This window comes from Streptomyces sp. GL_141 (assembly GCF_057834385.1).
The window spans coordinates 3,123,445-3,148,842 of the sequence record NZ_CM174402.1; the positions used below are offsets into that span (position 1 = coordinate 3,123,445).

A 25,398-nucleotide genomic window follows, 5' to 3' on the forward strand; every position below is an offset into this window, starting at 1 on the left:
GTGCGGGGCGCGTGCGGGGGCCTACGCCGTCGCCGAGCGGTACTTGCGTACCGCCAGGGTGCGGAACACCACGATGATCACCACGGACCAGATCAGCGAGGCCCACACCGGGTGCGTCATCGGCCAGGCGTCCGAAGGCGACACACCCGGGTTGCCGAAGAGTTCGCGGCAGGCCTGGACGGTCGCGCTGAACGGGTTCCACTCCGCGATGGGCTGGAGCCAGCTCGCCATGTTCTCGGTGGGCACGAAGGCGTTGGAGATGAACGTGACCGGGAACAGCCAGATCAGCCCGCCCGAGGTGGCCGCCTCCGGGGTCCGCACCGACAGGCCGATCAGGGCGCCGATCCAGGAGAACGCGTAACCGAGGAGCAGGAGCAGGAGGAAGCCCGCGAGGGCCTTCGGGATGCCCTCGTGGATGCGCCAGCCGACGAGGAGCGCCACGATCGCCAGGACGACCATGGTCAGGGCGGTCTGCACGAGGTCGGCCAGGGTGCGGCCGGTGAGGACCGCGCCGCGGGCCATCGGCAGCGACCGGAAGCGGTCGATCAGGCCCTTGTGCATATCGTCCGCGATGCCCGCGCCGGCTCCGGCGGTGGCGAAGGTGACGGTCTGCGCGAAGATGCCGGCCATCAGGAAGTTCCGGTAGTCGCTGGCGCTGGTCGAGCCGCCGATCATCATCGAGCCGCCGAAGACGTAGCTGAACAGCACGACGAACATGATCGGCTGGATCAGCCCGAAGATGACCATCTCGGGGATGCGGGACATGCGGATCAGGTTGCGCTTGGCCATGACCAGGGAGTCGTTGATCCCCTGGACGATGCCGCCGCGCGGGCGGGGCGCCGCCAGCTCCGGGGTCGTGGAGGTGAGGGTCACTTCGCCACCTCCTTACGGTCCTTGCGGCTGCCCGCCGACTTCGCGGCCTTCGCGGACTTCGCGTCGGTGGGAGCCTCTCCGTTCTCCTCGGCGGTGAGCTCCGCCGCGTGGCCGGTCAGGGAGATGAACACGTCGTCCAGGGTGGGACGGCGCAGGCCGATGTCGTCGATCTCGATGCCGCGTCCGTCGAGTTCGCGGATGACCTCGGCGAGCAGCTTGGCGCCGCCGGAGACCGGCACGGTCAGCTTGCGGGTGTGCTCCTCGACGGTGGTCTCGCCCTTGCCGAAGCCGGCGAGCACCTCGCGGGCGGTGGCTATGTGCTCGCGCTCGTGCACGACGACCTCGACGCGCTCGCCGCCCGTCTGGGCCTTGAGCTGGTCGGAAGTGCCGCGCGCGATGACCCGGCCGTGGTCGACCACGCAGATGTCGTGCGCGAGGTGGTCGGCCTCCTCCAGGTACTGCGTGGTGAGCAGCAGCGTGGTGCCGCCCGCGACGAGCTCCTGGATGATGGCCCACAGCGCCTGGCGGTTGCGCGGGTCGAGACCGGTGGTGGGCTCGTCCATGAACATCACGGGCGGGCTGACGACGAGGGCCGCGGCGAGGTCGAGGCGCCTGCGCATGCCGCCGGAGTACGTCTTGGCGGTGCGGTCGGCGGCGTCGCCGAGGTTGAAGCGCTCCAGCAGCTCACTGGCCCGGGCCTTCGCCGCCTTGGCGCCCATCTGGTAGAGCTGGCCGACCATGTGGAGGTTTTCCCGGCCGGTGAGGTATTCGTCGACGGCGGCGAACTGGCCGGAGAGGCCGATCGAGCGCCGGACTTCGTTCGGGTGTTTGAGGACGTCGATCCCGGCCACGACCGCCTTGCCGCTGTCGGGCTGGAGGAGGGTGGTCAGGACCCGTACGGTCGTGGTCTTGCCCGCGCCGTTCGGGCCGAGCAGCCCGAGGACCGTGCCTTCGGGTACATCGAGGTCAACGCCGTCCAGAGCCCTTACGTCGCCGAAGGTCTTGACCAGACCTTCGGCGTAGATGGCGCCTGGCATATGGGTGCTCCCAGTGCGAATCGAACCGGTTGAATCGTGACATTCCTACGCGAATCCTATGGGCGCCGAGCCGACCTCGCTCAGCCGAACGGGCGACACCGTATCGCGTCATATCGCGTCTCGCCACCGGATCGGGGAGTGTCACCCCGGGGTCGTCCTGGGGTCACCCCGGGAGGTGAGCTTGCTAGCTCATGACCTTGTACCCCGCGCCGTGCAGCGCTCGCGCGACCTCCGCGCAGTGCTTCGGCCCCTTCGTCTCCAGGTGCAGCTCCACCTCCACCTCCGTGAGCCCCAGGCGCGGATCCGTCCGCACGTGGCTCACGTCCAACACGTTCGCATCCACCACTGACAACTCCCCCAGCAGACCGGCCAGCGCCCCCGGCCGGTCGGTCACCCGCAGCCGCAGCGACAGGTAGCGGCCGGCCGCGGCCATGCCGTGGCGCAGGATCCGCTGCAGCAGCAGCGGGTCGATGTTGCCGCCGGACAGCACGGCCACCACCGGGCCGTCGCCGTACAGTTCGGGCTCGCTCAGCAGTGCGGCCACCGGGCTGCACCCGGCCGGCTCGACCACCAGCTTCGCCCGCTCGAGGCAGAGCAACAGCGCGCTGGAGAGCGCGTCTTCGGACACCGTACGTACGTCGTCGAGCAGCTCGCCAATGATTTTGAAGGGGATGTCGCCGGGCCGTCCCACCTTGATGCCGTCCGCCATCGTGTTCGGGTTGTCGATGGACACGGGGTGCCCGACCTTGAGCGAGGGCGGGTAGGCGGCCGCGCCCGCCGCCTGGACTCCGATCACCCGGACGTCGGGGCGCAGCGCCTTCACCGCGACCGCCACCCCGGCGGCGAGCCCGCCGCCGCCGATGCCGACCAGGATCGTGCGCACCTCGGGGCACTGCTCCAGGATCTCCAGGCCGACCGTGCCCTGGCCCGCGATGATGTCGCGGTGGTCGAAGGGGTGGATGAACACCGCGCCCGTCCGGTCCGCGTACTCCTGGGCCGCGGCCAGCGTCTCGTCCACGACCTGCCCGTGCATCCGCACCTCGGCGCCGTAGTCCTGGGTCGCGGCCACCTTCGGCAGGGGCGCCCCGACCGGCATGAACACGGTCGAGCGGACCCCGAGGAGCGAGGAGGCCAGCGCCACGCCCTGGGCGTGGTTGCCCGCGCTGGCGGCGACGACCCCGGCCGCCCGCTGCTCGGGGCGCAGGCCCGCGATGCGCACGTAGGCGCCGCGCAGCTTGAAGGAACCGGTGCGCTGGAGGTTCTCGCACTTGAAGTGGACCGGGGAGCCGGTGAGCGAGGAGAGGTACCGGCTGCCCTCCATCGCGGTCACCCGGGAGACGCCGGAGAGCATCTTCTGGGCCCCCCGGATGTCGTCGAGGATGACCTGCGGGACGGGCTGCGGCACTCGGTAGTTCATGCGGCCAGTCTCGCAGCCGGTCCGCCGCACGTTCCGCTGCGCTGGGCGGGACGGGTGAGCGGGGGCCCTGTGCGGGACCCTGACGGAACGCGGAGGGGACGCGGACGGGACGCGGACATGCACCGGACGGGGCGCGGACGGGACGCCCACAGGAGCGGCGATATCTCGCCATGCGGGACGGCTCGTAGTCGGCGTTTCACCGCTGCCGTATCAGTTCTTGTACGAGGAGTACGAGCCGTCGCACGGCCGCGTACTCTGTCCCCCATCCTTGTCGGCCCCATGCGAAGAGAGCCCACGGCCATGCCCTCCACCCCGGCCAGTTCCGACCTGCCCGCGCCGGCCGGCGCGCCCGCCGAAGCCGGTCTCCTCGACGCACTCCAGCACCAGGTCGCGGTCTTCGCCCGGCGCGCCGAGCAGACCCGTCTGGGCGGGGTGGGCCAGGCCCGCAACTCCATGGACCGGGCCGCGTACCTGCTGCTGAACCGGCTCGACCTGGAAGGCCCGATGGGCGTCAAGGCGCTCGCCGGCGGGATGGGCATCGACTCCTCCACCGTCACCCGCCAGGTCGCCCCGCTCGTCGACAGCGGCCTGGTCAAGCGGACCTCGCACCCCGAGGACGGCCGGGCCGTGGTGCTCGCGCTGTCCCCGCGCGGGCTGGCGCGGCTGGAGGAGGTCCGTTCCTCGCGGCGCGAGCTGATGGCCCGGGTGACGGACGGCTGGGACGAGGAGGAGCGCGAGGCGTTCACCGGTCTGCTGACCCGTTTCAACGTCTCGCTGTCCGAGCTGATGTCGGCCGGCTCCGAGCCGGGGTCCGAGGCCGGCCCCGCCTCCTGACGCCCGGTCGACACCGGGTGACGCCCGGTTGGGGGCCGGTTGGGGCCCGGTCGACACCGGCTGACGCCCGGGTGACGCCGGCTGACGCCCGGTTGGGGCCCTGCTGAGGCGCGGTTGACGCCCTGCTGGGTCCCGACTGCGTTGCGACTGGCGCCCGACCCCTTCCGAGGCGGTCCCTCCGGCCGCACTATGTGGACTGTGGACCACGGGCCGGGCCCCTACGCGGAGTTCGAAGCCTTCGTCGCGGGCGCGGCGGGGCGGCTTCTGCGCGTCGCGATCCTGCTGACGGCGGAGCCCGCGACGACCGCGTCCGACACCGCGTCCCCGGCCCTTTCCGGCGCCGGCGCCACCGCCGACGCCGCGGCCGCGGCCCCCGCCGCGCGCGGGCTGCTCGGCGACGCGCTGGCCCGTACGTACGCGAACTGGCGCAGGCTGCGCGGGGACGACCCGTACGACCACACCCGCCAGGAGCTGTGCGCCGCCTTCGCCCGTACCGGCCGCCGCCACCACGGGGGCAGCGGGGTACTGGGGCGGCTGGGGCCGCTGGAGCGGCTCGTCGTGGTGCTGCGGCTCTACGAAGGGGTCGCGGAGGAGGTCACGGCCGCGCAGCTGGGGCTGGCGCCCGAGCGGGTACGGGCCCTGTGCGACCGGGCCGTGGCCGAGCTGGGCTCCCGCCCCGGAGCCGCCCCCGGTCGTCCCCGGCCGGACGCCCGCCGCAAGGAGGCGGCATGAGCCCCGATCCCCGGGAAGCCCAGGTCAAACGGCTGCTGGAGGGCCCGTACCCGGCGGTGCCGCCCGATCTCGCGGCCGGCGCGGCCGCGCGGGGCGACCGGCTGCTGCGCCGCCGCAGGGCCGTGCGGCGGATCGGCTGGAGCCTGCTGTGGGCGGCGGTGGTGGCCTTCGTGGTGTGGGCCTCGCTGACCGGCGCGTGGTCGACGCCTTCGAGCGAGGTCTCCCCGCCCTGGTAGGACGTGCCCGGACGGGGAGACGTGTTTCGCTCTGACTGCTTCGGGCTGACTAACCCAGCGCCTGCGTGAGGTCGGCCAGCAGGTCGTCGGCGTTCTCGATGCCCACCGACAGGCGGACCAGGTCGCCCGGGACCTCCAGGGCGGAGCCGGCCACCGAGGCGTGGGTCATGCGGCCCGGGTGCTCGATGAGGGACTCGACGCCGCCGAGGGACTCGCCCAGGGTGAAGATCTTGGTCCGGTCGCAGATCGCGACGGCCTCCTCCTCGCCACCGGTGACGCGGAAGGAGATCATGCCGCCGAAGTTGCGCATCTGCTTGGCGGCGATCTCGTGGCCCGGGTGCTCGGGCAGGCCCGGGTAGAGGACCGTGTGGACCTTGGGGTGGCGGACCAGCATCTCGGCGATCTTGCCCGCGTTCTCCGCGTGCCGGTCCATGCGGACGGCCAGCGTCTTGATGCCGCGCAGCACCAGCCACGAGTCGAAGGGGCCGGCCACCGCGCCCATGGCGTTCTGGTGGTAGGCCAGCTCCTCGCCCAGCGCCGCGTCCGCGGCGACGAGCGCGCCGCCGACGACGTCGGAGTGGCCGCCCATGTACTTGGTCAGCGAGTGCACGACCACGTCCGCGCCGAGCGCGAGGGGCTGCTGCAGGTAGGGGGACGCGAAGGTGTTGTCCACGACCAGCTTGGCGCCGGCCGTCCGCGCGATGTCGGCGACGACGGCGATGTCCGTGATGCCGAGCAGCGGGTTGGAGGGGGTCTCGACCCAGATGACCTTGGTCTTCGGGGTGATCGCCGCGCGCACCGACGCCGGGTCGGAGGTGTCGGCGACCGACCACTCGACGCCCCAGCGGGAGACGACCTTCGCGAAGAGGCGGAAGGTGCCGCCGTACGCGTCGTTCGGGATGACCACGTGATCGCCCGGGGAGAGCAGCGTACGCAGCAGGCAGTCCTCGGCGGCGAGCCCGGACGCGAAGGCGAGCCCGCGCCGGCCGCCCTCCAGCGCCGCGAGGTTCTCCTCCAGCGCGGTGCGGGTCGGGTTGCCGCTGCGGCTGTACTCGTAGCCGCCGCGCAGCCCGCCGACGCCGTCCTGCTTGTACGTGGACACCTGGTAGATCGGGGGTACGACCGCGCCGGTCAGCGGGTCCGCCGTATTGCCCGCGTGGATGGCGCGGGTCTCGAAGCTCTGGTGCTCGTGGCTGTCGTCGCTCATGGCCCGATGCTAAGCGGTCCCGGGGCGTGCGGAGCACCTGTCTTTGCCTCCTATTGGCCTTCGCACGGGTCGGTCTGGTTCGCTGGGGTCATGGAGATTCTGTGGTTCCTGCTCGCGATGGGTCTGCTCTTCGCCGTCCTCTCACCGGTCCTGCGGCGCAGGCGGGGCGGCCTGCGCCTGGTCGCGCCCGGGAGCCCGGACGCCGCCGACCCGGCTGACTACGGATTCGCCCTCCAGGAGGAGCTCGACATCCGGATCCCCGGCCCCGACCACGACCTGATGGACGCCCTCGACCACGTGCGGCGGACCGGGCAGTGGCAGGCCGCCTCCCAGCTGCTGGCCGGCACCTCCCGGGAGGGCGAGGTGCGCTGGCAGCGCGTCCAGGCCTTCGCCGGCTCGGCGGCGCTGGAGCTCTCCCAGGAGCCCGGGGCCGGGGCGCGGTGGCTGAAGGCCTGGCGGCTGGAGGCCCCGAAGGACGCGGGCGGCGCGCAGGTGCACGCCGAGCTGCTGGCGCAGCAGATGTGGCGGCGCCCGGAGGGCATGAGCGAGGCCGACGTACGGATCATCGCGGAGGAGGCCCGGGAGTCCTGCCACAAGGCCGCGCTGCTGGCCCCCGGCGACCCGGTCCCGTACATCGTCGAGCTGTCCGTGGCCCGGATGCTGCACTACTCGGAGCCCGAGTACGACGCCCTGTGGGCGAAGATCATCGACCGGGCGCCCGAGCACATGGGCGCGCACCTGGCGGCGCTGAACTACTGGTGCGAGAAGTGGCACGGCTCCCGGGAGAAGGCCGACGCCTTCACCCACCACGCGGCGGCCCGCGCCCCCCAGGGCTCCCTGCTGGCGGCGCTCCCGCTCTTCGCCCTCTACGAGCACATCCCCGACGTCGTCCTGATCCGCAGCTTCCACCAGAGCGCGTCCGTGACCCGCGCGGTGGAGGGCGCCCTGTACGCGGTCCACAGCGCGCGTCCCGACGACCCGATGCTGGCGCACGTGCGCCACCTGCTCATCCTCTTCCTGGTCGGCGGCGAACGCTGGGCCGAGGCGATGGACCAGATCCGCCACGTCGACGGCTACGTGGGCGCCCTCCCCTGGTCCGCCGACCCGGACCCGGCGGCCTCGTACGCGATCTACCGCGCCCTGGCGGTAGCCGGCTACGAAGCCAACGGCGGCTCCCCGGCAACGCTGCCGCACTGACGGCGGCCGGGGCGGTACGAGAACGGGGAATCCCGGCCCCCCGTCCGCCGTTATCGGTAGACCACTAGGAGGGAATCCATGTTCTCGTACCGCCGCACGCCCGAGCTCCCGACCCGCGAGGAAGCCCTGACCGGCCGCGCGGAGCCGCTCTTCGGACTGCCCGCCGTGCACACCGTGCTCGGCAACCCCCTCGCGGGCCCGTACCCCGCCCACCTCGAGGTCGCGGACTTCGGCCTCGGCTGTTTCTGGGGCGCCGAGCGCAAGTTCTGGCAGACCCCGGGGGTGTGGACCACCCTGGCCGGCTACCAGGGCGGCTTCACCGAGAACCCGACCTACGAAGAGGTCTGCTCGGGCGGCACCGGCCACACCGAGGTGGTCCGGGTCGTCTTCGACCCCTCCCTGGTCTCCTACGAAGCCCTGCTGAAGCTGTTCTGGGAGTCCCACGACCCCACCCAGGGCTTCCGCCAGGGCAACGACGTCGGCACCCAGTACCGCTCGGCGCTCTACACCCACTCCCCCGCCGCCCAGGCCACCGCCGAAGCCTCCCGCGAGGCCTACCAGCGCGTCCTGACGGCCTCCGGCTACGGCACGATCACCACGGCCGTCCTCCCGGCGGCGGAACGCCCCTTCTGGAACGCGGAGGCGCACCACCAGCAGTACCTGGACAAGAACCCCGGCGGCTACTGCGGCATCGGCGGCACGGGCGTGAGCTGCCCCATCGGCATTGCCGGGGCACCCGGGGCGTGACCGGCGCCCTGCTCCCCGACCCGGCGCACGAGCGGCTGACTCGGCTCTGGCAGGCCCACAGGCCTGCCGGGCCGATGCTTCCGTGGGAACTGAAGACGGTGTACGGGGACCGCTGGGTGCGCTTCCACAGCCTGCCGGAGTCGAAGCGCTACGCGCAGGACGAGGCCGAGTACGCGGTCCTCCTCGACCGGTACAACACGGTCCTTGACGAACTCTTCGCGGGCGGCGAGGTGTACGTGGTGACCACCGACGGGGCCGACCCGTCCGTGCCGCCGGACCGGGCGTCCCACCGCGCCGCCCTCCACCCGGAGGGCACCCTGTGGACCACCCTGGACGACACCGACGACCCGGACCCGGACTTCCACACGCGCTGGTTCTTCTACGCCGACCGCCGCCCCTGGCAGGCCGGCTGCCTCGACCTGCTGCTCCGCGCCGTCGCGGACGACACGCTGCCCGGAATCTTCGTGACGGACACCGAGTTCGCCCGCATCCACCACCCGTACGACGGCGGTGCGGACGTCATCCTCGCCACCACCGAGGAAAGGGACCGGCTGCGCGACCGACACTCCGCCTGGCTGTCCGCGCACCCCTCGGGGTACTGATCGGCCGTATCTGCCCGACCCGCGTACGGATCCGCGTACGACAGAGCCCCGGCTCCCGCGCATCGCGGGGGCCGGGGCTTCGGCGTAGGTGCCGCGGGGGCGTCAGTTCGCCGTGAAGTAGCCGAGGAGGTCGGTGATCACGTGGTTGGGGCCGCCGTGGCTGTTGAAGATGTTCACCTTGCCGCCGGGTCCGACCGGGGTGGTGACGTGGTTCGGGACCGTGAGGCCCGGGAGGGTGTTCAGGCTGCTGGCTCCGGGGAGCTTGCCGCCGTAGCCGTACGCGGTCAGGAAGCCCGGGGCGGTGGTGTCGGTCGCGGTGACGTTCAGGACCGCGCCGATGGCGTTCGCCGGGAGGCCGGAGACCGTGGTCGTGGCGCCCGGGGCCACCTTGCCCGTGGTGCGGGTGTCGGCGAGGCGCTTGGGGACGACCGGGGTGAAGAGGGCCTTGCCGCCCTTGGCGTAGTAGCCGACCGCGTCCAGGACCAGGTGGGTCGAGCCGCTGTTCGTGAACAGGGTGATCGTGCCGTTCGGGCCGACCGGGACGATCGCCTGGTTCGACTTGTCCTTGCCCGGCTCCACGTTCAGGTTCGAGGTGGCCGGACGCTTCGCCGGGTCCGGGTAGGCGATGACGTGCGCCTGCTCCTTCGCCCCCGTGCCGGTCAGGTTCAGAGCCACCGCCGTCGCGTCCGCCGGGATGCCGTTGACGCCTGCCACCTTGACCGTGCGGGTCTTGCCGCCGCCCAGTGCGCCGCCGGTCGTCCGGGTGTCCAGGACCCGGGTCGGGGCCAGCGGGGAGAAACGCTGCCCGATGTTCGGCTGGTAGTAGCCCACGAAGTCCACGATCAGGGAAGCCCTGCCCGAGTTCAGCTGGGCCTGGATCTTGCCGTCCGCGCCCACCGGAACGGTGACCGTGTTGGCCGAAGTGCCGCCCGCAGCAACGTTGAGGTTCGAGGTCGCCGGACGGCGCTGCCCCGAAGGCCAGATACCGAGGTGGGTGTCCTCGGTGGCGCCGGTGACCGTGACGTTCAAGACCGCCGAAGCCATGCCGGCCGAGAGCTCGTGCCCCGGAATGGCGGTTGAGTTGGGCAGCCGCACCGGGATCGGATTCCCGCCCTGGACGGGGGTGTTGGTCGTTCGGGTGTCCAGCAGCCGGAAGGGCTCGGTGGCAACGTAACCGGACGGTGCATAGCGGGCCTTCACGGTCTTGGCGACCGTGGACTTCGCGCCCTTGGAGTCCTGGAGGGTCAGCGTCACCCGGTAATCGCCGGGCGACTTGTAGGTGTGCTCTGTTCTGGACAGGTCGTCGCTGTGAACGGTCTCGCCGTCGCCGAAGTCCACGTCCATGCCCGTCACCGGCCACGGCGCCGTGGTGGCCGCCGTGTCGATCGAGATGCTCAGCGGGCCGGGGCCGCTTATGGGGTTGGTCCCTGTCGGCAGGTCCGGCTCGGCCGTGAACGCGGCGGTCAGCGGGCCGGCCGGGGCCACCTTGGTATGTCCGTAGCCGGAGACCTCTTTCCCGACAGCGTTGATCGCCGTCACCTTCACCTCGCAGGCACACGGTGTGCTGTACACGTGCTCCGCGGTGGTCGCCTTGGTGGCCACCAGGGGCGTCCCGTCACCGAAGTCGTAGCGGTAGGTGAGTGCGGCGGCCCAGGAACTCGCCGCCCTCGCCATCGCCCTCACCTTGGTGCCGACGGGCGCCCACGCCGGTGCGACGTCCAGCTCGACACCGCTCAGGTCGTCCTGGGTCTCGTACGCACCCCGGTCGATGTAGCCGCCGTTCTTGCCGGAGTTGGGGACCCGCGGATCGTCGGCGGTGGGCTTCCCGTAGTAGTCGTCGGGGATCACGCCCGGCGCCGTCGGGTCGCCCGAGTCGATGGTGGGAGAGCCGTCCTTCGGGCCGACCGCCTCGAAGTCCGGGGCCAGGATGTCGTGGGCGCCCTGGCCCGTGGCGGCCGTGAACGCCGCCGGGGTCGGGTAGGCCGTACCGGCCCACGTGTAGGGAGCCATCTTGACCACGGGGCCGGTGATCACGTTGTAGTCGGCCCGGACACCCGCCGCCGCGTTCGCCGCCACCAGGATGCCGGTGCGCGGTACGGGCGACGTGCAGCGGTCGTTGTGCCAGTTGACGAACACGTTGTTGGACACGGAGGAGCCTGCCGAGGCGCCGCTGACCGCGAGGGCCGCAACGCAGTCGGTTTCGAACGTGTTGTTGGTGACGGCAGTACCGGGCGCGTCTGCCACGATGACGTCCGCCTTGTTGATCACGCCGTCGATGTAGTTCCGGCCGAGTACCGTGCCCCGGGCGCCGCCGTCGATCCAGACACCGGTCAGGTCGCTGCGGGTGACGCGCACGTCCGTGCTTCCCTCGCCTACAACGAGGCCCTTGCCCTCCGAGCCGGCCCCGATGTAGAGCCGGTCGAGCTCGATGTTGCCGGAGCCTACGACCTTGGTGCCCCCGGGGACACTGAGCTTGCGGATCACCACGTGAGAGGCCCCGTCGATGGTCAGGCCCTTGCCTAGGTATGCCCGGAAACTGCGGCTCTCTTCCGTGACGGCGAAGGTGATCGGCTTGCCCGGTTCTCCCGAGCGGTCGATGGTGAGCTCGTCGGGGTAGCTCGTGTTCGGCGCGATCCACACGGTCCGGCCCGGCTGGACGACCTTCGCGGCCGCCGGTATCGAGCAGAACGGGACGGCCTTCGTACCGGTGCCGCCGTCGGAGCAGTGGGAGCCTGCCGCACTGTTCACGTACAGGTCGGCCGGGTCCGCGGCGGCCGCCGCGGTGGCCGGCAGGCCGAGGAGGGTGACGAGGCCCGCGGTGAGCAGGGCCGTCCTACGGGTAGGGCGCACGGGGCAGGGTTCCTTCGGCGGAGAAGCAAGGGGGAAGGACCACAGGACACGGCGCCGCACGGCGGCTTCCCGGCCGTTCCCCCCTGCAACGGTCGGGCACGCACTGATGCGCAAGTCTCCGAGCATCATCCATTGCCGTGAACCTGCTGTCACCCCTGAACAATTCGCCGCCATCACCCCATAACCGCACACCAGAGGGGGCGCGGCCCCCCTCAGACCACCGTCACCCGCGCCGCCGCCCACGAGGTGTGGTCGAAGGCGGAGTTCGCGTTGGCGTCCTCGACCACGAGGTGGAGGAGGCGGATTCCGCGTACGTCCACGTCGAGCGGCGTCGGTCCCGAGGCGCCGGTCAGGGTCCCCGTCGTGGCGAGGGTCCGGCCGTCGCCGCGCACGATGGCACGGGTGGCTCCGGACGCGGACTGCTTCTTCGAGAAGTCGTCGATGCCGACCAGGGCCGTGAAGCGGTTCCCGCGGCCGCCCAGGTGGTAGACGATCTCCGACGGGGCGTGCACGCCGAGGCCCTTCGCGTACGTGACCCCGCCGAAGGCGATCGGGGTGCCGTCTCCCGCCGCCTGTTTGCCGTTGGAGCGGTCGATCTCGACCGGGCCCCAGCCGTTGGCCGCCGAGACCCAGGGCAGGTCGCTGAGGTAGCTGTCGCGCGTGGGCGGGGCGGGCAGCGGGGCGTACGGGGTCTGCGCGCCGAAGGCGTGGCCGCCCGCGGTGGCCGACGCGGTGAGGGCGGTGGCGGTGGCGCCCGGCGGGGCGGTGAGGGTCCACAGCGTGGTCAGGGATTCGCCCGGGGCGAGGGAGGCCGCCGTGACGGGGCCCGCCGGGGTCGCGGTCCAGCCCGCCGGGACCGTCAGCGAGACGCGGGCGTCGGCCCAGGGTCGGGCCGTCCCGTTGGCCAGGGTGGTGGTGAGCGTGCCGGCGGACGGGGAGGCGGTCGTGGTCAGGCCCCAGGGGCGGCGGGTGTACACATCGGCCCAGGAGGAGCGGAGCAGGGTGGTGAGGGAGGCCACCACGGCCGGGTTCGCGGCGGCCACGTCGTGCTTCTCGGCGAGGTCCGCGGTCAGGTCGTAGAGCTCGAACCGCCACTGCGCGTCCGGTACGGTCCGGTCCCGCGCCGGGGCGAACCGTACGGCCTTCCACCGGTCCTTGCGGATGGCCTCCGCGACCTGCTTCGCCCGGCCGCCGTCCTGGGTGTTGGCGCGGCTGGTGACGCCCTGCTCGTCCCGGTACCAGTACAGGTGGTCGTGGACCGGGGCGAGGGCGGGGGCGCCGTTCAGGACGGGGGCCGCCGAGAGCCCGTCGATGTCGGAGGGGGCCGGGGCGCCGCCCGCCAGGTCGGCGAGGGTCGGCAGGAGGTCGTAGAGCGGGGTGGGGCGGGCGCTGGTGGTGCCGGGGGCGATCCGGCCCGGGGACCAGGCGACGAGGGGGATGCGCACGCCGCCCTCGTACAGGTTGCGCTTGTAGCCGCGCAGCGGGCCGTTGGCGTCGAAGAGGTCCGGGTTCACCCCGCCCTCCTCGTGCGGGCCGTTGTCGGAGGCCACCAGGACGACCGTGCGTTCCGCGACGCCCCGCGCCTTCAGCCGGTCGACGATCGCGCCGACCTGCGCGTCGAGGAGGCTGATCTGCGCCGCGTGCGACTTGTTCGCCTGCGTCCAGGACCGGTCGGCGTAGGCGCTCGCGTCGGGGATCTCGCTCGGGGCGTGCGGGAGGTTCGGGGTGAGGAAGAGGAGGAAGGGGGCGGGTCCGGCGGCGTGGGCGTCGATGAAGCCGAGGGCGCGCGCGGCGATCGCGTCGGGGGCGAAGGTGCCCGCCGGGACGGTCTCCTTGGCGTTGCCGTTCCAGAGGTACGCCGGGTAGTACTGGTGGGCGTGCCCGTGGTCGATGTACCCGTAGAACTCCTCGAAGCCCCGCGCGCAGGGGTGGCTCGGCTGGTCCCCGGTCTCGGGTCCGAAGCCCCACTTGCCGAAGAGGCCCGTACGGTAGCCGCGTGCCCGGAGCACCTCCGCGAAGGTGGTGTCGCCCGCGCCGAGGCTGCCCTGGCCGCCGCTGGAGGGGTTGGCCCGGACGGCGGCATGGCCGGTGTGCAGACCGGTCAGCAGCGCGGCGCGGGAGGGTGCGCAGACGGCGGCCGCGGAGTAGGCGTCGGTGAACCGGAGCCCTTCGGCGGCCAGTTGGTCGATGCGCGGGGTGGTGATCAGCTTCTGGCCGTACGCGCCCAGGTCGCCGTAGCCCAGATCGTCGGCCAGGATCACCACGAGGTTCGGCGGGCTCTGCGCCCCGGCGTCCGCACCGTCGGCCGCCCCGTCGGCTGCGGCCGCCCGCGCGGGCTGGACGGCCTGCGGGAGGGCGGCGAGACCTACGGCGGCGGCCGCGGAACCCGCGAGGAAGTGGCGGCGGCTGGACATCTCGAACTCCCCTGTGACTGAAGGCTGATGGGAAGATCGTCCGCGCGGAGGGCCGCCGGGACCATGCACGGGGCATGAAAAGCGTGTGACGGCGGCCCCCGGGTGCCGTGCACGTAAGTGCCGTGCGCCCGGGGGCCGCCGTCAGGCGCCGGTCAGATCGTCGAGGTGTCGATGACGAAGCGGTAGCGGACGTCGCCCGACTGGACGCGCACGTAGGCCTCGTTGACCTCCTCGGCGCGGATCACCTCGATGTCGGAACCGAGCCCGTGCTCCGCGCAGAAGTCGAGCATCTCCTGCGTCTCGGCGATCCCGCCGATCATCGAGCCGGCCAGGGTCTTGCGGCCGCCGATGACGGAGAACAGGTTCAGCGAGACCGGCTCCTCCGGGGCGCCGACGTTCACCAGGGCTCCGTCCACCTTGAGCAGGCCCAGGTAGGCGTCGAAGGGGAGCGGAGCGGAGACCGTGGACACGATCAGGTCGAAGCGGCCGGCCAGCTCGGTGAAGGTGGCCTCGTCGCTCGTGGCGTAGAAGTGGTCGGCGCCCAGCTTGAGCCCGTCCTCCTGCTTGCGCAGGGTCTGCGAGAGGACGGTGACCTCGGCGCCGAGCGCGTGGGCGATCTTGACGCCCATGTGGCCGAGGCCGCCGAGGCCGACGATCGCGACCTGCTTGCCGGGGCCGGCCTTCCAGTGCTTCAGCGGGGAGTAGAGGGTGATGCCGGCGCACAGCAGCGGGGCGGCGACGTCGAGGGGAAGGCCCTCGGGGATGCGGACGGTGTAGTTCTCGTCGACGACCACGTGCGTGGAGTAACCGCCGTACGTGGGCTCGCCGTTCTTGTCGAGGGCGTTGTACGTGCCGGTCATGCCCTTGGCGCAGTACTGCTCCTGCCCGGCGAGGCACTGCTCGCACTCACGGCAGGAATCGACGAAGCAGCCGACGCCCACCCGGTCGCCGACGGCGAACTTGGTGACCTCGGGGCCGACCTCGGTGACGACACCGGCGATCTCGTGGCCCGGGACCATGGGGTAGATGCCCTCGCCCCAGCCGTCGGTGACCTGGTGGATGTCGGAGTGGCAGATGCCGGCGAACTTGATGTCGATGAGGACGTCGTGCGCGCCGACCGGCCGGCGCGGGACGGTGATGCGCTCCAGCGGGGCCTTGGGCGCGGGAGCGGCGTAGGCGGCGACCTGGGTGACGGACACGGTGGGGCTCCTCGGAAGACTGTGATGCGGGGACCTGCGGTGCGCTGTGTGTTCACAGCCTGCACTCCCGCGCCCCGGACACCCATCCCCCTGCCCTGCCTAGGTCTGGCGGACCTACCCTTGGCGGGGTCAGGCTCACACCCCCGGCCTGCGCGCCCCCGCGGGGATACTGGGGTAATGGACCAGCTTGATCAGCGAGCCGAGCTCGGCGAGTTCCTGCGCTCCCGGCGCGCCCGGCTGCGCCCCGAGGACGTGGGCCTGCCCGACTACGGGCGCCACCGCCGGGTCCCCGGCCTGCGCCGCGAGGAGCTGGCGCAGCTGGCCGGGGTGTCGGTGGCGTACTACACGCGGCTGGAGCAGGGCCACGGCCAGAACGTGTCGGCGGAGATCCTCGACGCCATCGCGCGGGCCCTGCGCCTGGACGGCACGGAGCGCGCGCACCTGAGCCACCTGGCCGGGCCCAAGCCCCGCAAGCGCCGCCAGGCCCCGCGCGCCGAGCAGGTCCGGCCGGAGCTGCGGACGCTGCTCGACGCGATGGAGGGCGTACCGGCGTACCTCGTCGGGCGGCGCCAGGACGTCATCGGCTGGAACCGGCTGGCGGCCGCGGTCTTCGGCGACTTCGGCGCGCTCCCCGCGCAGGAACGCAACCTGGTGCGGCTGGTGTTCCTGGACCCGGCGACGGCGGAGCTGTACGCGGACTGGGAATGCCGGGCGTGCGAGGTGGTGAGCAATCTGCGCGTGTACGCCGGGCAGTTCCCGGACGACGAACGGCTCTCCGCACTGGTCGGCGAACTGTCCGTCAAGAACGAGGAGTTCCGCCGGCTGTGGGCCGCCCACACGGTGGCCGACAACAAGATCCACGGCGTCAAGCGACTGCGCCACCCGCTGGTCGGCGAGCTCCGGCTCTCCTTCGAGACCCTGGCCCTCCCGGACGACCCGGCGCAGTTCCTGGTCACCTACCACGCACCCCCGGGCTCCCCGTCGGCCGATGCCCTCAGCCTCCTCGCCTCCTGGTCCGCGTCACCCGCGGACCGGGGACCGGAGCGGGACCGGGACCGGGACCGGGAGCACGCTCCGGGCCCCGGTGCGCGTCCCGGTACCGGTGCCGTCGAGGAATCCGCCCCGTAGGCGACGGGCGACGGGCGACGGGCGACGGGCGACGGGCGACTACAGCGTCAGCTGGAAGTACCCGACCCCGTGCTCGCGCCGGTACCCCAGGGCCGCGTTGACCGCGAGCATCGGGGTGTTGTCGTCCGCCACCGAGGTGGCGATGGTGCGCAGGTCCGGGTGGCGGGCCGCCTCCTCCGCGAGCATGCGGAGCTTGACCGCGCGGCCGAGGCCGTGGCCCCGGTGGGCGGGGACCACCACGGTGTCGTACTGGAGCGCGCGCGGGCCCGCCGGGTCGGGGAGGACCAGTTCCGTGTAGGCGGCCACCTCGCCGTCCGGGGTGACGGCGGCGACCGTGCTCAGTGCGCCTCCCCGGTCCAGGATCTTGCGGTGGGCCGCGTGCAGGCGCTCCGCCGTCCAGGTCTGGATCTGCTGGTCCAGCTCCCCCATCGGCGCGTCCTCCATCGCCCCGTGGGCGAGGGCCACGGCCGGCGCCCACTCGTCGGGCACCAGCCCGGGCCAGCAGTGCAGCTCGTAGCCGGGTGCGGTGGGCGCCGCCCCTTCCTTGGCGGCCTGCGCCGTGTGCATCCACCGCGCCTCCCGTACGTCCTGGACGTACCAGGCCATCGACAGGACGTTCTCGAAGCCCACGGACTCGGCGAACGCCTGCCCCGGACCCCCCAGGTCCACCTCCGCCGCCACCGAGGTGCGGCCGTCCGCGAGCAGCTCCTCGCGGGCCCTCTCCCACAGGGCCGTTCCCACACCGCGGCGCCGCGCGTCGGGCCGTACGGTCAGCTCGTCCAGGAACGCCGTGTGGTCGTTGGCGCCGTCGGTGAAGAGGACCAGGGAGGCGACCGCGTCATCCGTCGCCCAGTACAGCGAGCGCCCCCGCACCGACGGCACCCGCAGCGCTCCGGCCACCTCCGTCCGGGAGGGCGGCGGATTCCCCGGCAGGTCGGCCGTCCTGGCGGCTGCCAGGACGGCCCACCAGTGGTCGACTTCCTCGTCGGTCGGGGGCACGGAGAGCGGGGTGATCGTCATGTTCCGGACCCTAAACCGGAGCGCGCGGGAGCACTCGGACGTTCTCGCGGCGGGGGCCCGGACGTTTCGCGGGGAACGCTCAGAGGTTTTCGGTGACGGTCACCTTGCCCCGGCGGATCGTCGCCACCCGCGGGGCCCGCTTCGCGAGCGCGCTGTCGTGGGTGACCATGACGAAGGTCAGGCCGTGTTCCTTCCAGAGCCCTTCGAGCAGTTCCATGACCTCGTCGCGCATGGACTCGTCGAGGTTGCCGGTCGGCTCGTCGGCCAGCAGCACCTTCGGCCGCTTCACCAGCGCCCGGGCGATGGCCACGCGCTGCTGCTGGCCGCCGGACATCTCCCCGGGCAGGTGCCCCATCCGCTCTCCGAGGCCTACGGAGTCCAGCGCCTCGGCGGCCCGGTCGCGCCGCTCGCGGGCCTTCAGCCCGAGCGGGACGAGGGCCGTCTCGACGTTCTCCTGCGCGGTGAGCGTGGGGATCAGGTTGAAGGACTGGAACACGAAGCCGATGTTCTCCGCGCGGACCCGGGTGAGGCGGGATTCGGAGACGGTGGCGAGGTCGAGTCCGTCGAGGACGATCTGTCCCGCCGTCGGGCGGTCCAGGGCGCCGAGCATCTGGAGCAGGGTGGACTTGCCGCCGCCGGTGGGGCCCTGGATGACGAGCCGGCCGCCGTCCTCGATGGTCAGGTCCACGCCGGCGAGCGCGTCGATGGATTCCTTGCCGCGCTGGTAGCGCTTGGTGACACCGGTGAGTTGGTACATCTCTGGTTCATTTCCCTCGGGTTGCGGGGCGGGGGGACGGGCAGGCGGGCGGGCAAGCAGGCGCACGGGGCGTACGCACAGACACAGACGAACGAACGGCCGTACGAGCCTGCGGCCGCGGGCTATTCGACGCGACGCAGTGCGTCCGCCGGCCTCAGCCGGGAAGCGCGCCAGCCGCCGAAGCCGCCTGCGATCAGTCCGCCCGCGACGGCGAGCGCGACGGCCAGGCCGATGGTGGAGAGCGAGACGGGCGCGGTGAGCGCGATGTCGAGGGCCTTGCCGGCGCCCTGCTGCGCGGAGCGCATCATCCCGCCGCCCCCGCCGCCCGGGCCCTGGCCCCGGCCGGCGCCGCCCGCGAGCTGCGCGGTCAGCTGCGGGCTGATCGCGGTGATGGCGTACGCGGTCGCGAGCCCGAGGCCGATGCCGAGCGCTCCGCCGATGAGGCCGTTGACCAGGGCCTCGCCTGCGACCTGGCCGGTGACGCGGCCGCTCTTCCAGCCGAGCGCCTTGAGCGTGCCGAACTCGCGGACCCGCCGGGACACGGCCGAGGAGGTCAGCAGGCCGGCGACGAGGAAGGCGGCGAGGAGGACCGCGTACGAGAGCCAGGTGCCGACGGTGGAGGCGAGGGAGGCGGCGGTGGAGAGCGAACCGGAGACGGTGTCGGCCAGGTCGGCCGAGGTGGTGACGGTGGTGTCCGGGACGTTCTTCTGGATGGCCTGCTTGACGGAGCCGATGGCCTGGGAGTCCTTGGCCTGGACGTAGACCGTGGTGATCTTGTCGGGGGTCCCGGCGAGGGTCTGGGCCTGCTTGAGCGGGACGTAGACGTTGGCGGCCGCGTCGCCGCTGTCGGCGGTGGCGATCCCGATCACCTTGAACTTGGCGCCCTTGATGGTGACTTCGGAGTCGACGGCGAGCTTGTTCTTCGTGGCGTAGGCGCTGTCGACGACGGCGACGGCCGTGTCGGTCTCGCCGGCCGCGAAGGTGCGGCCCGAGGTGATCTTGGAGGTGGTGAGCGGGCCCAGCTCGGGCCGGGTGACGTCCGCGCCGTAGACGGAGAAGGAGTTGACGTCGAAGTCGGCGCCGCCGCCCTCGACCGTACCGCCCGTCCCGCCGCCCGTGGCGCCGGGCTCGGTGGCCGATCCGCCACCGGTCTGGCCCTCCGCACGCTTGAACTCACCGCGCTTGAACTGCCCGTTGACCTTCATCACCTGGAGGCTGAGGCCGCCGACGGCCCGGGCGACGCCGGACTGGCCGGACACCTTGTCCACGGTCGCCGCGTCGAGGGTCTCGAAGCCCTGGGGCATCACGAGGTCGCTGCTCTGCTCGGCCTCGGCGTTCGCGTCGCCCTCGCCCTTCGCGTCGAACCTGAACCGGGGCCGGGCCGCGGTGTCGCCCTCGGCCGGCGGGGCCTGGGCCTTGGTGACGGTCATGTCGGTGCCGAGGCCGTAGAGCGACTGGAGGACCTTGCCCTGGGCCTGCGTCATGCCCGCCGAGACGGAGGTGACGACGATGACGAGGGCGATGCCCAGCGCGAGTCCGGAGGCGACGACGAGCGCCGCCTTCCTGCGGCGGCGCAGCTCGCGCCGGAGGTAGGTGAAGAACATGCGGCCGAAAGTAGGCAGCACCGGTGACGGCCGGATAAGCCGTCCATAAGAGTCGGATGAGAACGCGAACTCACAGGTGGCGGACAGGAATGCGCACGACAGGACTGCGGGGATACGCAAAGACGGACGGCGGGGAGCCCCCTGGCCGGGGCTCCCCGCCGTCCGTCTGCGCTTCGTCGGGGTGCAGCTGTGCTGTCGGCGGGTCAGACGGCCGAGCCGGCCTTCCACTCCGCCCAGCCCATGTTCCAGCCGTTGAGGCCGTTGTCCGGCTTGATCGTCTTGTCCGGGGAGTTGACGACCGTGACGACGTCTCCGATGAGGGAGTTGTCGTAGAACCAGGCCGCGGGCTGGCTCGGGTCGTTCGCACCCTTGGCGTCGTTCAGACCGACGCAGCCGTGGCTGGTGTTGGCGCTGCCGAAGACCGAGTCCGGTCCCCAGTAGTTGCCGTGCACGAAGGTGCCGGAGGTGGACAGGCGCATCGCGTGCGGCACGTCCTTGATGTCGTACTCGCCCTTGCCGTCGTCGTCCGTGAAGCCGACGGTGGCGCCGTTCATCCGGGTCTCCTTGAACTTCTCGGAGATCACCATCTGACCGTTGTAGGTCGGGTTCTCCGGGGAGCCCGCCGAGATCGGGATGGTCTTGAGGACCGCGCCGTCCCGGGTGACCGTCATCTTCTTCGTCTTCGCGTCGACCGTGGAGACCTGGCTCCGGCCGATCTTGAAGGTGACGGTCTTGCTCTGCACGCCCTGGATGCCCGGGCCGCCCTGGACTCCGTCCAGCGCCAGCTTCAGGGTGACGGTGGAACCCGCCTGCCAGTACTTCTCCGGGCGGAAGTCCAGCCGCTGCGTGCTGAACCAGTGGCCCACGACCTCCTGGCCGCTGCTGGAGGTGACCGTGATGCCCGCCTGGACGGCCTTCTTGTCCTTGATCTGCTTGTCGAAGGTGATCGAGACCGGCATGCCCACGCCGACGGTCTGGCCCTCGTCGGGGATGAAGGAGCCCACGAAGCTGTTCTGCGGGGAGACGGTGGTGAAGGAGGCGTTCTCGTGCGCCTCGCGGCCCGCCTCGTCCTTCGCGGTCGCCGACAGCGCGTACTTGGTGGAGCGCTTCAGCGCGCCGTCCGGCTTCCAGCTCTTCCCGTCGGCGGCTATCTTGCCCGCAACCGCCGTGCCCTCGGAGCTCTTCAGCTCGACCTGGGTGAGCGTGCCGTCACTGACGGCCACGTTGGCCGCGTCGTTCAGGCCGACGTTGGTGGCGCCGTCCTTGGGCGTGATGGCTATCTTGGCCTTGGAGGCGTCCTTGGCCGCAGCCGCGTCCACGTCCGCCTGGGACTTGGCCGATGCCTCCCCGCTGGCCTTCGGCGTGTCACCGCCGCCGTCGTCACCGCCGCCGCATCCCGCGAGCACCAGTACGCCGCCGAGTACGGCGGATACGGCCACCAGGGACCTTCTCCGCCGCTTGCTGTCCGTCCTCACACGCCACTCCATCGTTGCCGGAACCCCGAACTCCCCGGGCAGGGGGCATGACCCCCCTGCCTCGTCCTGACAACGCATTACACCCCGAGGTGCTGCCACATTCCGTTCGAATGTGGGCAACCCCACCGTCAGGCGCTGTCAGTCTCTTCGTCGAGCTCCCCATCTTCCTCGTCGAGGTCCCACTCCATGGACTCGGGGTCGTATTCCACGGGCTCGCTGCTCCAGGAGGCCTGCGCGAGCTCCACGCCGGGGATCTCCGCGACCAGGTCAGTGGGGTCCACCAGGTAGGCCAGCGCCTCCGACTCGTCCTCCCGGACGGCCGCCTCGGCGTGGCCGCGCTCCTCGTCCGGCATGAACTCGTCGGCCTTGATGTGCGCGAGGGCGGCTCCGGTGAGCGCGTCGACGTCCGGCACTTCAAGTACCAAATCAACCCGAAGGCGTACGTATCGTGAGGTCTCAGAAGGGTTCATACGACGGAGAGTAATCCCGTGGCGGCCCCGGCTTTCCCACGACCCGCCCCTTTCCGTAGCATCACCGCACGGGGCCAATTCGCTGCTGCCACAAGGGGGATCGCACCGTGTCCGCACGCCGATCAACACTCACCGCTCTCGGAGCGACCACCCTCCTCGCCGTCCTGTGGTTCGTCCCCTCGGCCAACGCCACCGCGCCCGAGTACGCGAAGGCCGCCTCCGGCGCGCCCGCCGCCGCGAACACCCAGGTCCAGGCCGCCTCCGCGCCCGCCCCCACCCTTGAGCTCGCCGACACCGGTGGCGTGGACACCACGCCCTACCTGCTCGGCGGCACGCTCCTCCTGAGCGCCGGGGCCGGCTTCGTGACCTTCTCCGTACGCCGCTCGCGCACGGCGTAGCGGCCGCGGGACGCGCGAAAGGGTGCGGCCCCGGGGAAGTCCCCGGGGCCGCACCCTTTCGCGTTCTTCAGGTCAGGCGAGGGGACCGGTGACGGCCTCGACGGCGTCCACGAGTGCACCCGAACGAACGAAGGCGTCCGCGGCGGCCAGGTCGGGCGCGAGGAAACGATCCGGCCCGGGACCCTCCACACCCGCCGCACGCGCCGCCGCGATGGCGGCCCGGCTGGCCGGCGCCGGAGTGAGCCCGTGGCGCAGTTCGATGGCACGGGTGGCCGCGTACAGCTCGATCGCGACGATCCGGGTGAGGTTGTCGACGGCGGTACGGAGCTTGCGCGCGGCCGACCAGCCCATCGAGACGTGGTCCTCCTGCATGGCGGAGGAGGGGATCGAGTCCGCGGAGGCCGGGACCGCGAGCCGCTTCATCTCGCTCACGAGTGCGGCCTGCGTGTACTGGGCGATCATGAGCCCGGAGTCCACGCCGGCGTCGTCCGCGAGGAACGGCGGCAGGCCGTGCGAGCGGTTCTTGTCGAGCAGCCGGTCGGTGCGCCGCTCGGCGATCGACCCCAGGTCGGCGGCGGCGATGGCGAGGAAGTCGAGCACGTAGGCGACCGGGGCGCCGTGGAAGTTCCCGTTGGACTCCACGCGCCCGTCGGGCAGCACGACCGGGTTGTCGACGGCGGCGGCCAGCTCGCGGGAGGCGACGAGGGCGGCGTGCGCCATGGTGTCGCGGCCCGCGCCGGCGACCTGCGGGGCGCAGCGCACGGAGTAGGCGTCCTGGACGCGCGGGGCGGACTCCTCCTGGAAGTGCCCGGTGAGCCCCGAACCCTTCAGGACGGCGGCCATGTTCGCGGCGGAGGCACCCTGACCGGGGTGCGGGCGGATGGCGTGCAGCTCGGGCTGGAGCACCTTCTCGGTGCCGAGCAGCGCCTCCAGCGTCAGCGCGGCGGTGATGTCGGCGGAGGTGTACAGCTTGCCGAGGTCGGCGAGGGCCATGACCAGCATGCCGAGCATGCCGTCGGTGCCGTTGAGGAGGGCGAGGCCCTCCTTCTCGCGGAGCTCGACGGGGGCGATCCCGGCCTCGGCGAGCAGCTCCCCGGCGGGCCGCACGGTCCCGTCGGGACCCTCCGCGTCACCCTCGCCCATCAGCGCGAGCGCACAGTGCGAGAGGGGGGCGAGGTCGCCCGAGCAGCCCAGCGAGCCGTACTCGTGCACGACGGGGGTGATCCCGGCGTTGAGCACGTCGGCCATGGTCTGCGCGACGGACGGCCGGACGCCGGTGTGCCCGGAGGCGACGGTCTTCAGCCGCAGGAACATCAGCGCACGCACGACCTCCCGCTCGACGCGCGGGCCCATGCCGGCGGCGTGCGAGCGGACGATGTTGCGCTGGAGCTGCGCGCGCAGCTCGGGGCTGATGTGCCGGGAGGCGAGCGCCCCGAACCCGGTGGACACCCCGTAGACGGGCTCGGGCTTCGCGGCGAGCGCCTCCACGATCTCGCGGGCCCGTCCGAGCGCGGCCACGGCCTCACCGGAAAGCTCGACACGGGCGTTGCCGCGGGCGACGGCGATCACGTCTTCGGCGGTGGTCCCGGACGTTCCCACCACGACAGTGTGCATATCCATATTCAGCACCCTACGGACTGAATCCCTTCATGTCACCCCTCCCGTGCGCCGCTCGCGCGGTGCGGCCCTGGAGGGCCTTACCGGCTTCGCGCCGCTGCGCCGGACTCCGTCCGGCGGTGGCGGGTCGGGGTGCTCGCCACCGGCGTCCCGGCGCGGGGACCGGTGGGCGGGTGCGGCTGGGTTCGGCCCTGCGGGGCCGGGTCCCCCACCCGCCCTTCCACCGTTCCCCGGGCTACGCCCGGACCCTTCGCCGGGTGCGGCACCGCTGCACGGGGGCTGCCCCCCAGGCCTCAAACGCCGGCGAGGCTGAAACGGCCCTCCGGGCCGTCCCGCCCCGGCCGGGGCCAGGCCCAACCGGGGCCAGGGTCGCCCCGGGCGCCCCTACGCCCGCCCCCGGAAGCGGCGTCGCTCCCCCGGCCCCCCGGGCTCCGCGTCGGCGAGTCGGACCACCGCCGTGTCCCGCCCCGCGACCACCGGCTTCGCCGACCGCGCCGCCTTCGCCTTGTACTGCGCCGCATCCGCCAGCCGGAACAGCCGCCGGGAGGATTTCACCGGCCCGATCGGGTCCCCGGTGGAGGCGACCCCGCAGGCGACCCCCTCCCCCAGCTCCAGCTCGGCGGCCCGCAGGCACACCTCCTCGGTGACCCGTACCACCTCGTCCGCCGAAGGCCCCACGCTGACCAGGCAGAACTCGTCCCCGCCCAGCCGCGCCACCAGCGCCCCCGGCAGCATCGCCCCGCACAGGCTGAGCACGGAGCCGAACCGTTCCAGCAGCCGGTCGCCCATCGCGTGGCCCAGGGTGTCGTTGACCTTCTTCAGGCCGTTCAGGTCGCAGACGACCAGACTCACCACCACGCCGGCCCCGCCCCGGCGGTGCTCCTCCAGCGCCTCGTCGAGCCGCATGTCCACGGCCCGCCGGTTGGCCAGGCCGGTCAGCGGGTCGGTGAAGGCGAGCCGGCGGGCCTCCTCCAGCCGGTCGCTCTGCGCCAGCCCGGCCGCGATCACCGCGGCGAGGACCTCTCCGAACTCCGCGTCGTCCTCGTCGAAGTCCGCCATGCCCTCGTCCCGGGCCACGTACAGCTCGCCCCAGGCCCGCCCGCTCAGCACGATCGGGGCCACCACGCACGTGCCGCGCCCGCGCCTGCGCAGCGCCTCGCCCCGGCGTCCCGGCCGGTCCCCGACCGCGCTGTCCACCCAGGCGTGGGGTCCGCCGCCGCCGACCCAGCGTTCGTGCAGGAACTCGGTGATCTCGGGGAAATCGTGCACGGGGTAGGACTCGTCCTCGGGGAACTCCTCCTCCCCGTCCCGGCGCTCGCCCTCGTTCACGAGCACCCGCAGGCGCCCCCGCTCCCGCTCCCACGCGGAGATCGCGGCGAACGACCCGTCCATCGCCAGCCTCGCTCCGCGCGCGGCGGCCCGCACGCTGTCCCGCGGCGCGCATGCGGCAGCCATGGCCTGCGCGAGGCCCACTACGGCTCGAAGCCGCCCGTCAACACCCATCACCCCAGGTTAGGGAGTTTTGTCCGATTTAGTGACAATTGGCGCGACATTCGGTGGCACCAAGATCACACCGGGTCACCG

Annotated in this window: 22 protein-coding genes; 8 read left to right on the top strand and 14 right to left on the bottom strand. The window is 72.3% G+C overall.

Going from position 1 to position 25,398, the window contains the following annotated elements; translation table 11 throughout:
• Positions 1–21 precede the first annotated feature (21 nt).
• The 3 genes from AC3IX6_RS13240 to ilvA all read right to left on the bottom strand — a co-directional run bounded on the left by AC3IX6_RS13240 (position 22) and on the right by ilvA (position 3,327).
• Entirely contained in the window at positions 22–873 is an 852-nt protein-coding gene (locus AC3IX6_RS13240; protein ID WP_489370317.1) for an ABC transporter permease, read from the bottom strand.
• Positions 870–1,910, bottom strand: a complete 1,041-nt coding sequence (locus AC3IX6_RS13245) for an ATP-binding cassette domain-containing protein (RefSeq protein ID WP_489370318.1) — start codon at positions 1,908–1,910, stop codon at positions 870–872. Before AC3IX6_RS13245 ends, AC3IX6_RS13240 begins: the two co-directional genes overlap by 4 nt.
• Positions 1,911–2,094: 184 nt before the next feature.
• The gene (ilvA, locus tag AC3IX6_RS13250; protein WP_489370319.1) at positions 2,095–3,327 is read right to left on the bottom strand and encodes a threonine ammonia-lyase; all 1,233 of its coding nucleotides are present in this window, start codon (positions 3,325–3,327) and stop codon (positions 2,095–2,097) included.
• A gap of 300 nt (positions 3,328–3,627) precedes the next feature.
• Between ilvA and AC3IX6_RS13255 the strand changes: the two genes are divergently transcribed.
• The 3 genes from AC3IX6_RS13255 (at position 3,628) to AC3IX6_RS13265 (ending at position 5,129) form a co-directional block, all read left to right on the top strand.
• Positions 3,628–4,161 (top strand): MarR family winged helix-turn-helix transcriptional regulator, encoded by a 534-nt coding sequence (locus tag AC3IX6_RS13255; protein ID WP_243340624.1) that lies wholly within the window; start codon positions 3,628–3,630, stop codon positions 4,159–4,161.
• Positions 4,162–4,359: 198 nt separating this feature from the next.
• Positions 4,360–4,893: an RNA polymerase gene (locus AC3IX6_RS13260; RefSeq protein WP_489370320.1), complete on the top strand. Its 534-nt coding sequence runs from the start codon at positions 4,360–4,362 to the stop codon at positions 4,891–4,893.
• Positions 4,890–5,129 carry a hypothetical protein gene (locus AC3IX6_RS13265; RefSeq protein WP_489370322.1) on the top strand — a complete coding sequence of 80 codons (240 nt, stop codon included), beginning with the start codon at positions 4,890–4,892 and terminating at the stop codon, positions 5,127–5,129. Before AC3IX6_RS13260 ends, AC3IX6_RS13265 begins: the two co-directional genes overlap by 4 nt.
• 49 nt (positions 5,130–5,178) lie before the next feature.
• On the opposite strand, the gene AC3IX6_RS13270 is transcribed toward AC3IX6_RS13265, so the two are convergent.
• Positions 5,179–6,336, bottom strand: a complete 1,158-nt coding sequence (locus AC3IX6_RS13270) for a cystathionine gamma-synthase (protein WP_389695664.1) — start codon at positions 6,334–6,336, stop codon at positions 5,179–5,181.
• 90 nt (positions 6,337–6,426) lie between these two features.
• Here AC3IX6_RS13270 and AC3IX6_RS13275 point away from each other — a divergent pair, with 90 nt between their 5' ends.
• The 3 genes from AC3IX6_RS13275 to AC3IX6_RS13285 all read left to right on the top strand — a co-directional run bounded on the left by AC3IX6_RS13275 (position 6,427) and on the right by AC3IX6_RS13285 (position 8,882).
• Complete coding sequence (locus tag AC3IX6_RS13275) at positions 6,427–7,533, top strand: hypothetical protein (RefSeq protein WP_489370323.1); 1,107 nt, start codon at positions 6,427–6,429, stop codon at positions 7,531–7,533.
• A 78-nt stretch (positions 7,534–7,611) separates the two neighbouring features.
• Positions 7,612–8,280 (top strand): peptide-methionine (S)-S-oxide reductase MsrA, encoded by a 669-nt coding sequence (gene msrA, locus AC3IX6_RS13280; protein ID WP_489370325.1) that lies wholly within the window; start codon positions 7,612–7,614, stop codon positions 8,278–8,280.
• Positions 8,277–8,882: a DUF3885 domain-containing protein gene (locus tag AC3IX6_RS13285; protein WP_489370326.1), complete on the top strand. Its 606-nt coding sequence runs from the start codon at positions 8,277–8,279 to the stop codon at positions 8,880–8,882. Before msrA ends, AC3IX6_RS13285 begins: the two co-directional genes overlap by 4 nt.
• A 102-nt stretch (positions 8,883–8,984) precedes the next feature.
• Here the strand turns inward: AC3IX6_RS13285 and AC3IX6_RS13290 are convergent, their stop codons facing one another.
• The 3 genes from AC3IX6_RS13290 to AC3IX6_RS13300 form a co-directional block, all read right to left on the bottom strand.
• Positions 8,985–11,732, bottom strand: coding sequence for a PKD domain-containing protein (locus tag AC3IX6_RS13290; protein ID WP_489370327.1), 2,748 nt, complete (start codon positions 11,730–11,732; stop codon positions 8,985–8,987).
• A gap of 212 nt (positions 11,733–11,944) precedes the next feature.
• Complete coding sequence (locus AC3IX6_RS13295) at positions 11,945–14,146, bottom strand: sulfatase family protein (RefSeq protein ID WP_489370328.1); 2,202 nt, start codon at positions 14,144–14,146, stop codon at positions 11,945–11,947.
• Positions 14,147–14,298: 152 nt separating this feature from the next.
• A complete protein-coding gene (locus tag AC3IX6_RS13300; RefSeq protein ID WP_489370329.1) occupies positions 14,299–15,345 on the bottom strand; it encodes an NAD(P)-dependent alcohol dehydrogenase in 1,047 nt (348 codons plus the stop codon).
• Between the two features lie 177 nt (positions 15,346–15,522).
• Here AC3IX6_RS13300 and AC3IX6_RS13305 point away from each other — a divergent pair, with 177 nt between their 5' ends.
• Positions 15,523–16,473: a helix-turn-helix transcriptional regulator gene (locus AC3IX6_RS13305; RefSeq protein ID WP_489370331.1), complete on the top strand. Its 951-nt coding sequence runs from the start codon at positions 15,523–15,525 to the stop codon at positions 16,471–16,473.
• A 39-nt stretch (positions 16,474–16,512) separates the two neighbouring features.
• Here the strand turns inward: AC3IX6_RS13305 and AC3IX6_RS13310 are convergent, their stop codons facing one another.
• The 5 genes from AC3IX6_RS13310 to AC3IX6_RS13330 form a co-directional block, all read right to left on the bottom strand.
• On the bottom strand, positions 16,513–17,493 hold the full coding sequence (locus tag AC3IX6_RS13310) for a GNAT family N-acetyltransferase (protein WP_489370332.1): 981 nt from the start codon (positions 17,491–17,493) through the stop codon (positions 16,513–16,515).
• Positions 17,494–17,572: 79 nt separating this feature from the next.
• A complete protein-coding gene (locus AC3IX6_RS13315) occupies positions 17,573–18,250 on the bottom strand; it encodes an ABC transporter ATP-binding protein (RefSeq protein WP_489370333.1) in 678 nt (225 codons plus the stop codon).
• A 122-nt stretch (positions 18,251–18,372) separates the two neighbouring features.
• Complete coding sequence (locus AC3IX6_RS13320; RefSeq protein WP_489370334.1) at positions 18,373–19,854, bottom strand: ABC transporter permease; 1,482 nt, start codon at positions 19,852–19,854, stop codon at positions 18,373–18,375.
• A 203-nt stretch (positions 19,855–20,057) separates the two neighbouring features.
• The gene (locus AC3IX6_RS13325) at positions 20,058–21,341 is read right to left on the bottom strand and encodes a L,D-transpeptidase (RefSeq protein ID WP_489370335.1); all 1,284 of its coding nucleotides are present in this window, start codon (positions 21,339–21,341) and stop codon (positions 20,058–20,060) included.
• Positions 21,342–21,457: 116 nt separating this feature from the next.
• Positions 21,458–21,742 carry a hypothetical protein gene (locus tag AC3IX6_RS13330; protein ID WP_489370337.1) on the bottom strand — a complete coding sequence of 95 codons (285 nt, stop codon included), beginning with the start codon at positions 21,740–21,742 and terminating at the stop codon, positions 21,458–21,460.
• A 164-nt stretch (positions 21,743–21,906) separates the two neighbouring features.
• Between AC3IX6_RS13330 and AC3IX6_RS13335 the strand changes: the two genes are divergently transcribed.
• On the top strand, positions 21,907–22,197 hold the full coding sequence (locus tag AC3IX6_RS13335; RefSeq protein WP_489370338.1) for an LPXTG cell wall anchor domain-containing protein: 291 nt from the start codon (positions 21,907–21,909) through the stop codon (positions 22,195–22,197).
• A 72-nt stretch (positions 22,198–22,269) separates the two neighbouring features.
• Here the strand turns inward: AC3IX6_RS13335 and hutH are convergent, their stop codons facing one another.
• Entirely contained in the window at positions 22,270–23,811 is a 1,542-nt protein-coding gene (gene hutH, locus AC3IX6_RS13340; protein WP_389699370.1) for a histidine ammonia-lyase, read from the bottom strand.
• Between the two features lie 387 nt (positions 23,812–24,198).
• On the bottom strand, positions 24,199–25,317 hold the full coding sequence (locus AC3IX6_RS13345) for a GGDEF domain-containing protein (RefSeq protein ID WP_489370339.1): 1,119 nt from the start codon (positions 25,315–25,317) through the stop codon (positions 24,199–24,201).
• Between the last annotated feature and the right edge of the window lie 81 nt (positions 25,318–25,398).

Excerpts from the sequence above, each read along its gene's own strand:
- hutH (WP_389699370.1), bottom strand. The coding sequence starts at position 23,811 with ATGCACACTGTCGTGGTGGGAACGTCCGGGACCACCGCCGAAGACGTG.
- AC3IX6_RS13310 (WP_489370332.1), bottom strand. The coding sequence starts at position 17,493 with ATGACGATCACCCCGCTCTCCGTGCCCCCGACCGACGAGGAAGTCGAC.
- msrA (WP_489370325.1), top strand. The coding sequence starts at position 7,612 with ATGTTCTCGTACCGCCGCACGCCCGAGCTCCCGACCCGCGAGGAAGCC.
- AC3IX6_RS13315 (WP_489370333.1), bottom strand. The coding sequence starts at position 18,250 with ATGTACCAACTCACCGGTGTCACCAAGCGCTACCAGCGCGGCAAGGAA.
- AC3IX6_RS13265 (WP_489370322.1), top strand. The coding sequence starts at position 4,890 with ATGAGCCCCGATCCCCGGGAAGCCCAGGTCAAACGGCTGCTGGAGGGC.
- AC3IX6_RS13255 (WP_243340624.1), top strand. The coding sequence starts at position 3,628 with ATGCCCTCCACCCCGGCCAGTTCCGACCTGCCCGCGCCGGCCGGCGCG.
- AC3IX6_RS13305 (WP_489370331.1), top strand. The coding sequence starts at position 15,523 with ATGGACCAGCTTGATCAGCGAGCCGAGCTCGGCGAGTTCCTGCGCTCC.
- ilvA (WP_489370319.1), bottom strand. The coding sequence starts at position 3,327 with ATGAACTACCGAGTGCCGCAGCCCGTCCCGCAGGTCATCCTCGACGAC.
- AC3IX6_RS13320 (WP_489370334.1), bottom strand. The coding sequence starts at position 19,854 with ATGTTCTTCACCTACCTCCGGCGCGAGCTGCGCCGCCGCAGGAAGGCG.
- AC3IX6_RS13270 (WP_389695664.1), bottom strand. The coding sequence starts at position 6,336 with ATGAGCGACGACAGCCACGAGCACCAGAGCTTCGAGACCCGCGCCATC.
- AC3IX6_RS13345 (WP_489370339.1), bottom strand. The coding sequence starts at position 25,317 with ATGGGTGTTGACGGGCGGCTTCGAGCCGTAGTGGGCCTCGCGCAGGCC.
- AC3IX6_RS13245 (WP_489370318.1), bottom strand. The coding sequence starts at position 1,910 with ATGCCAGGCGCCATCTACGCCGAAGGTCTGGTCAAGACCTTCGGCGAC.
- AC3IX6_RS13275 (WP_489370323.1), top strand. The coding sequence starts at position 6,427 with ATGGAGATTCTGTGGTTCCTGCTCGCGATGGGTCTGCTCTTCGCCGTC.
- AC3IX6_RS13325 (WP_489370335.1), bottom strand. The coding sequence starts at position 21,341 with ATGGAGTGGCGTGTGAGGACGGACAGCAAGCGGCGGAGAAGGTCCCTG.
- AC3IX6_RS13295 (WP_489370328.1), bottom strand. The coding sequence starts at position 14,146 with ATGTCCAGCCGCCGCCACTTCCTCGCGGGTTCCGCGGCCGCCGCCGTA.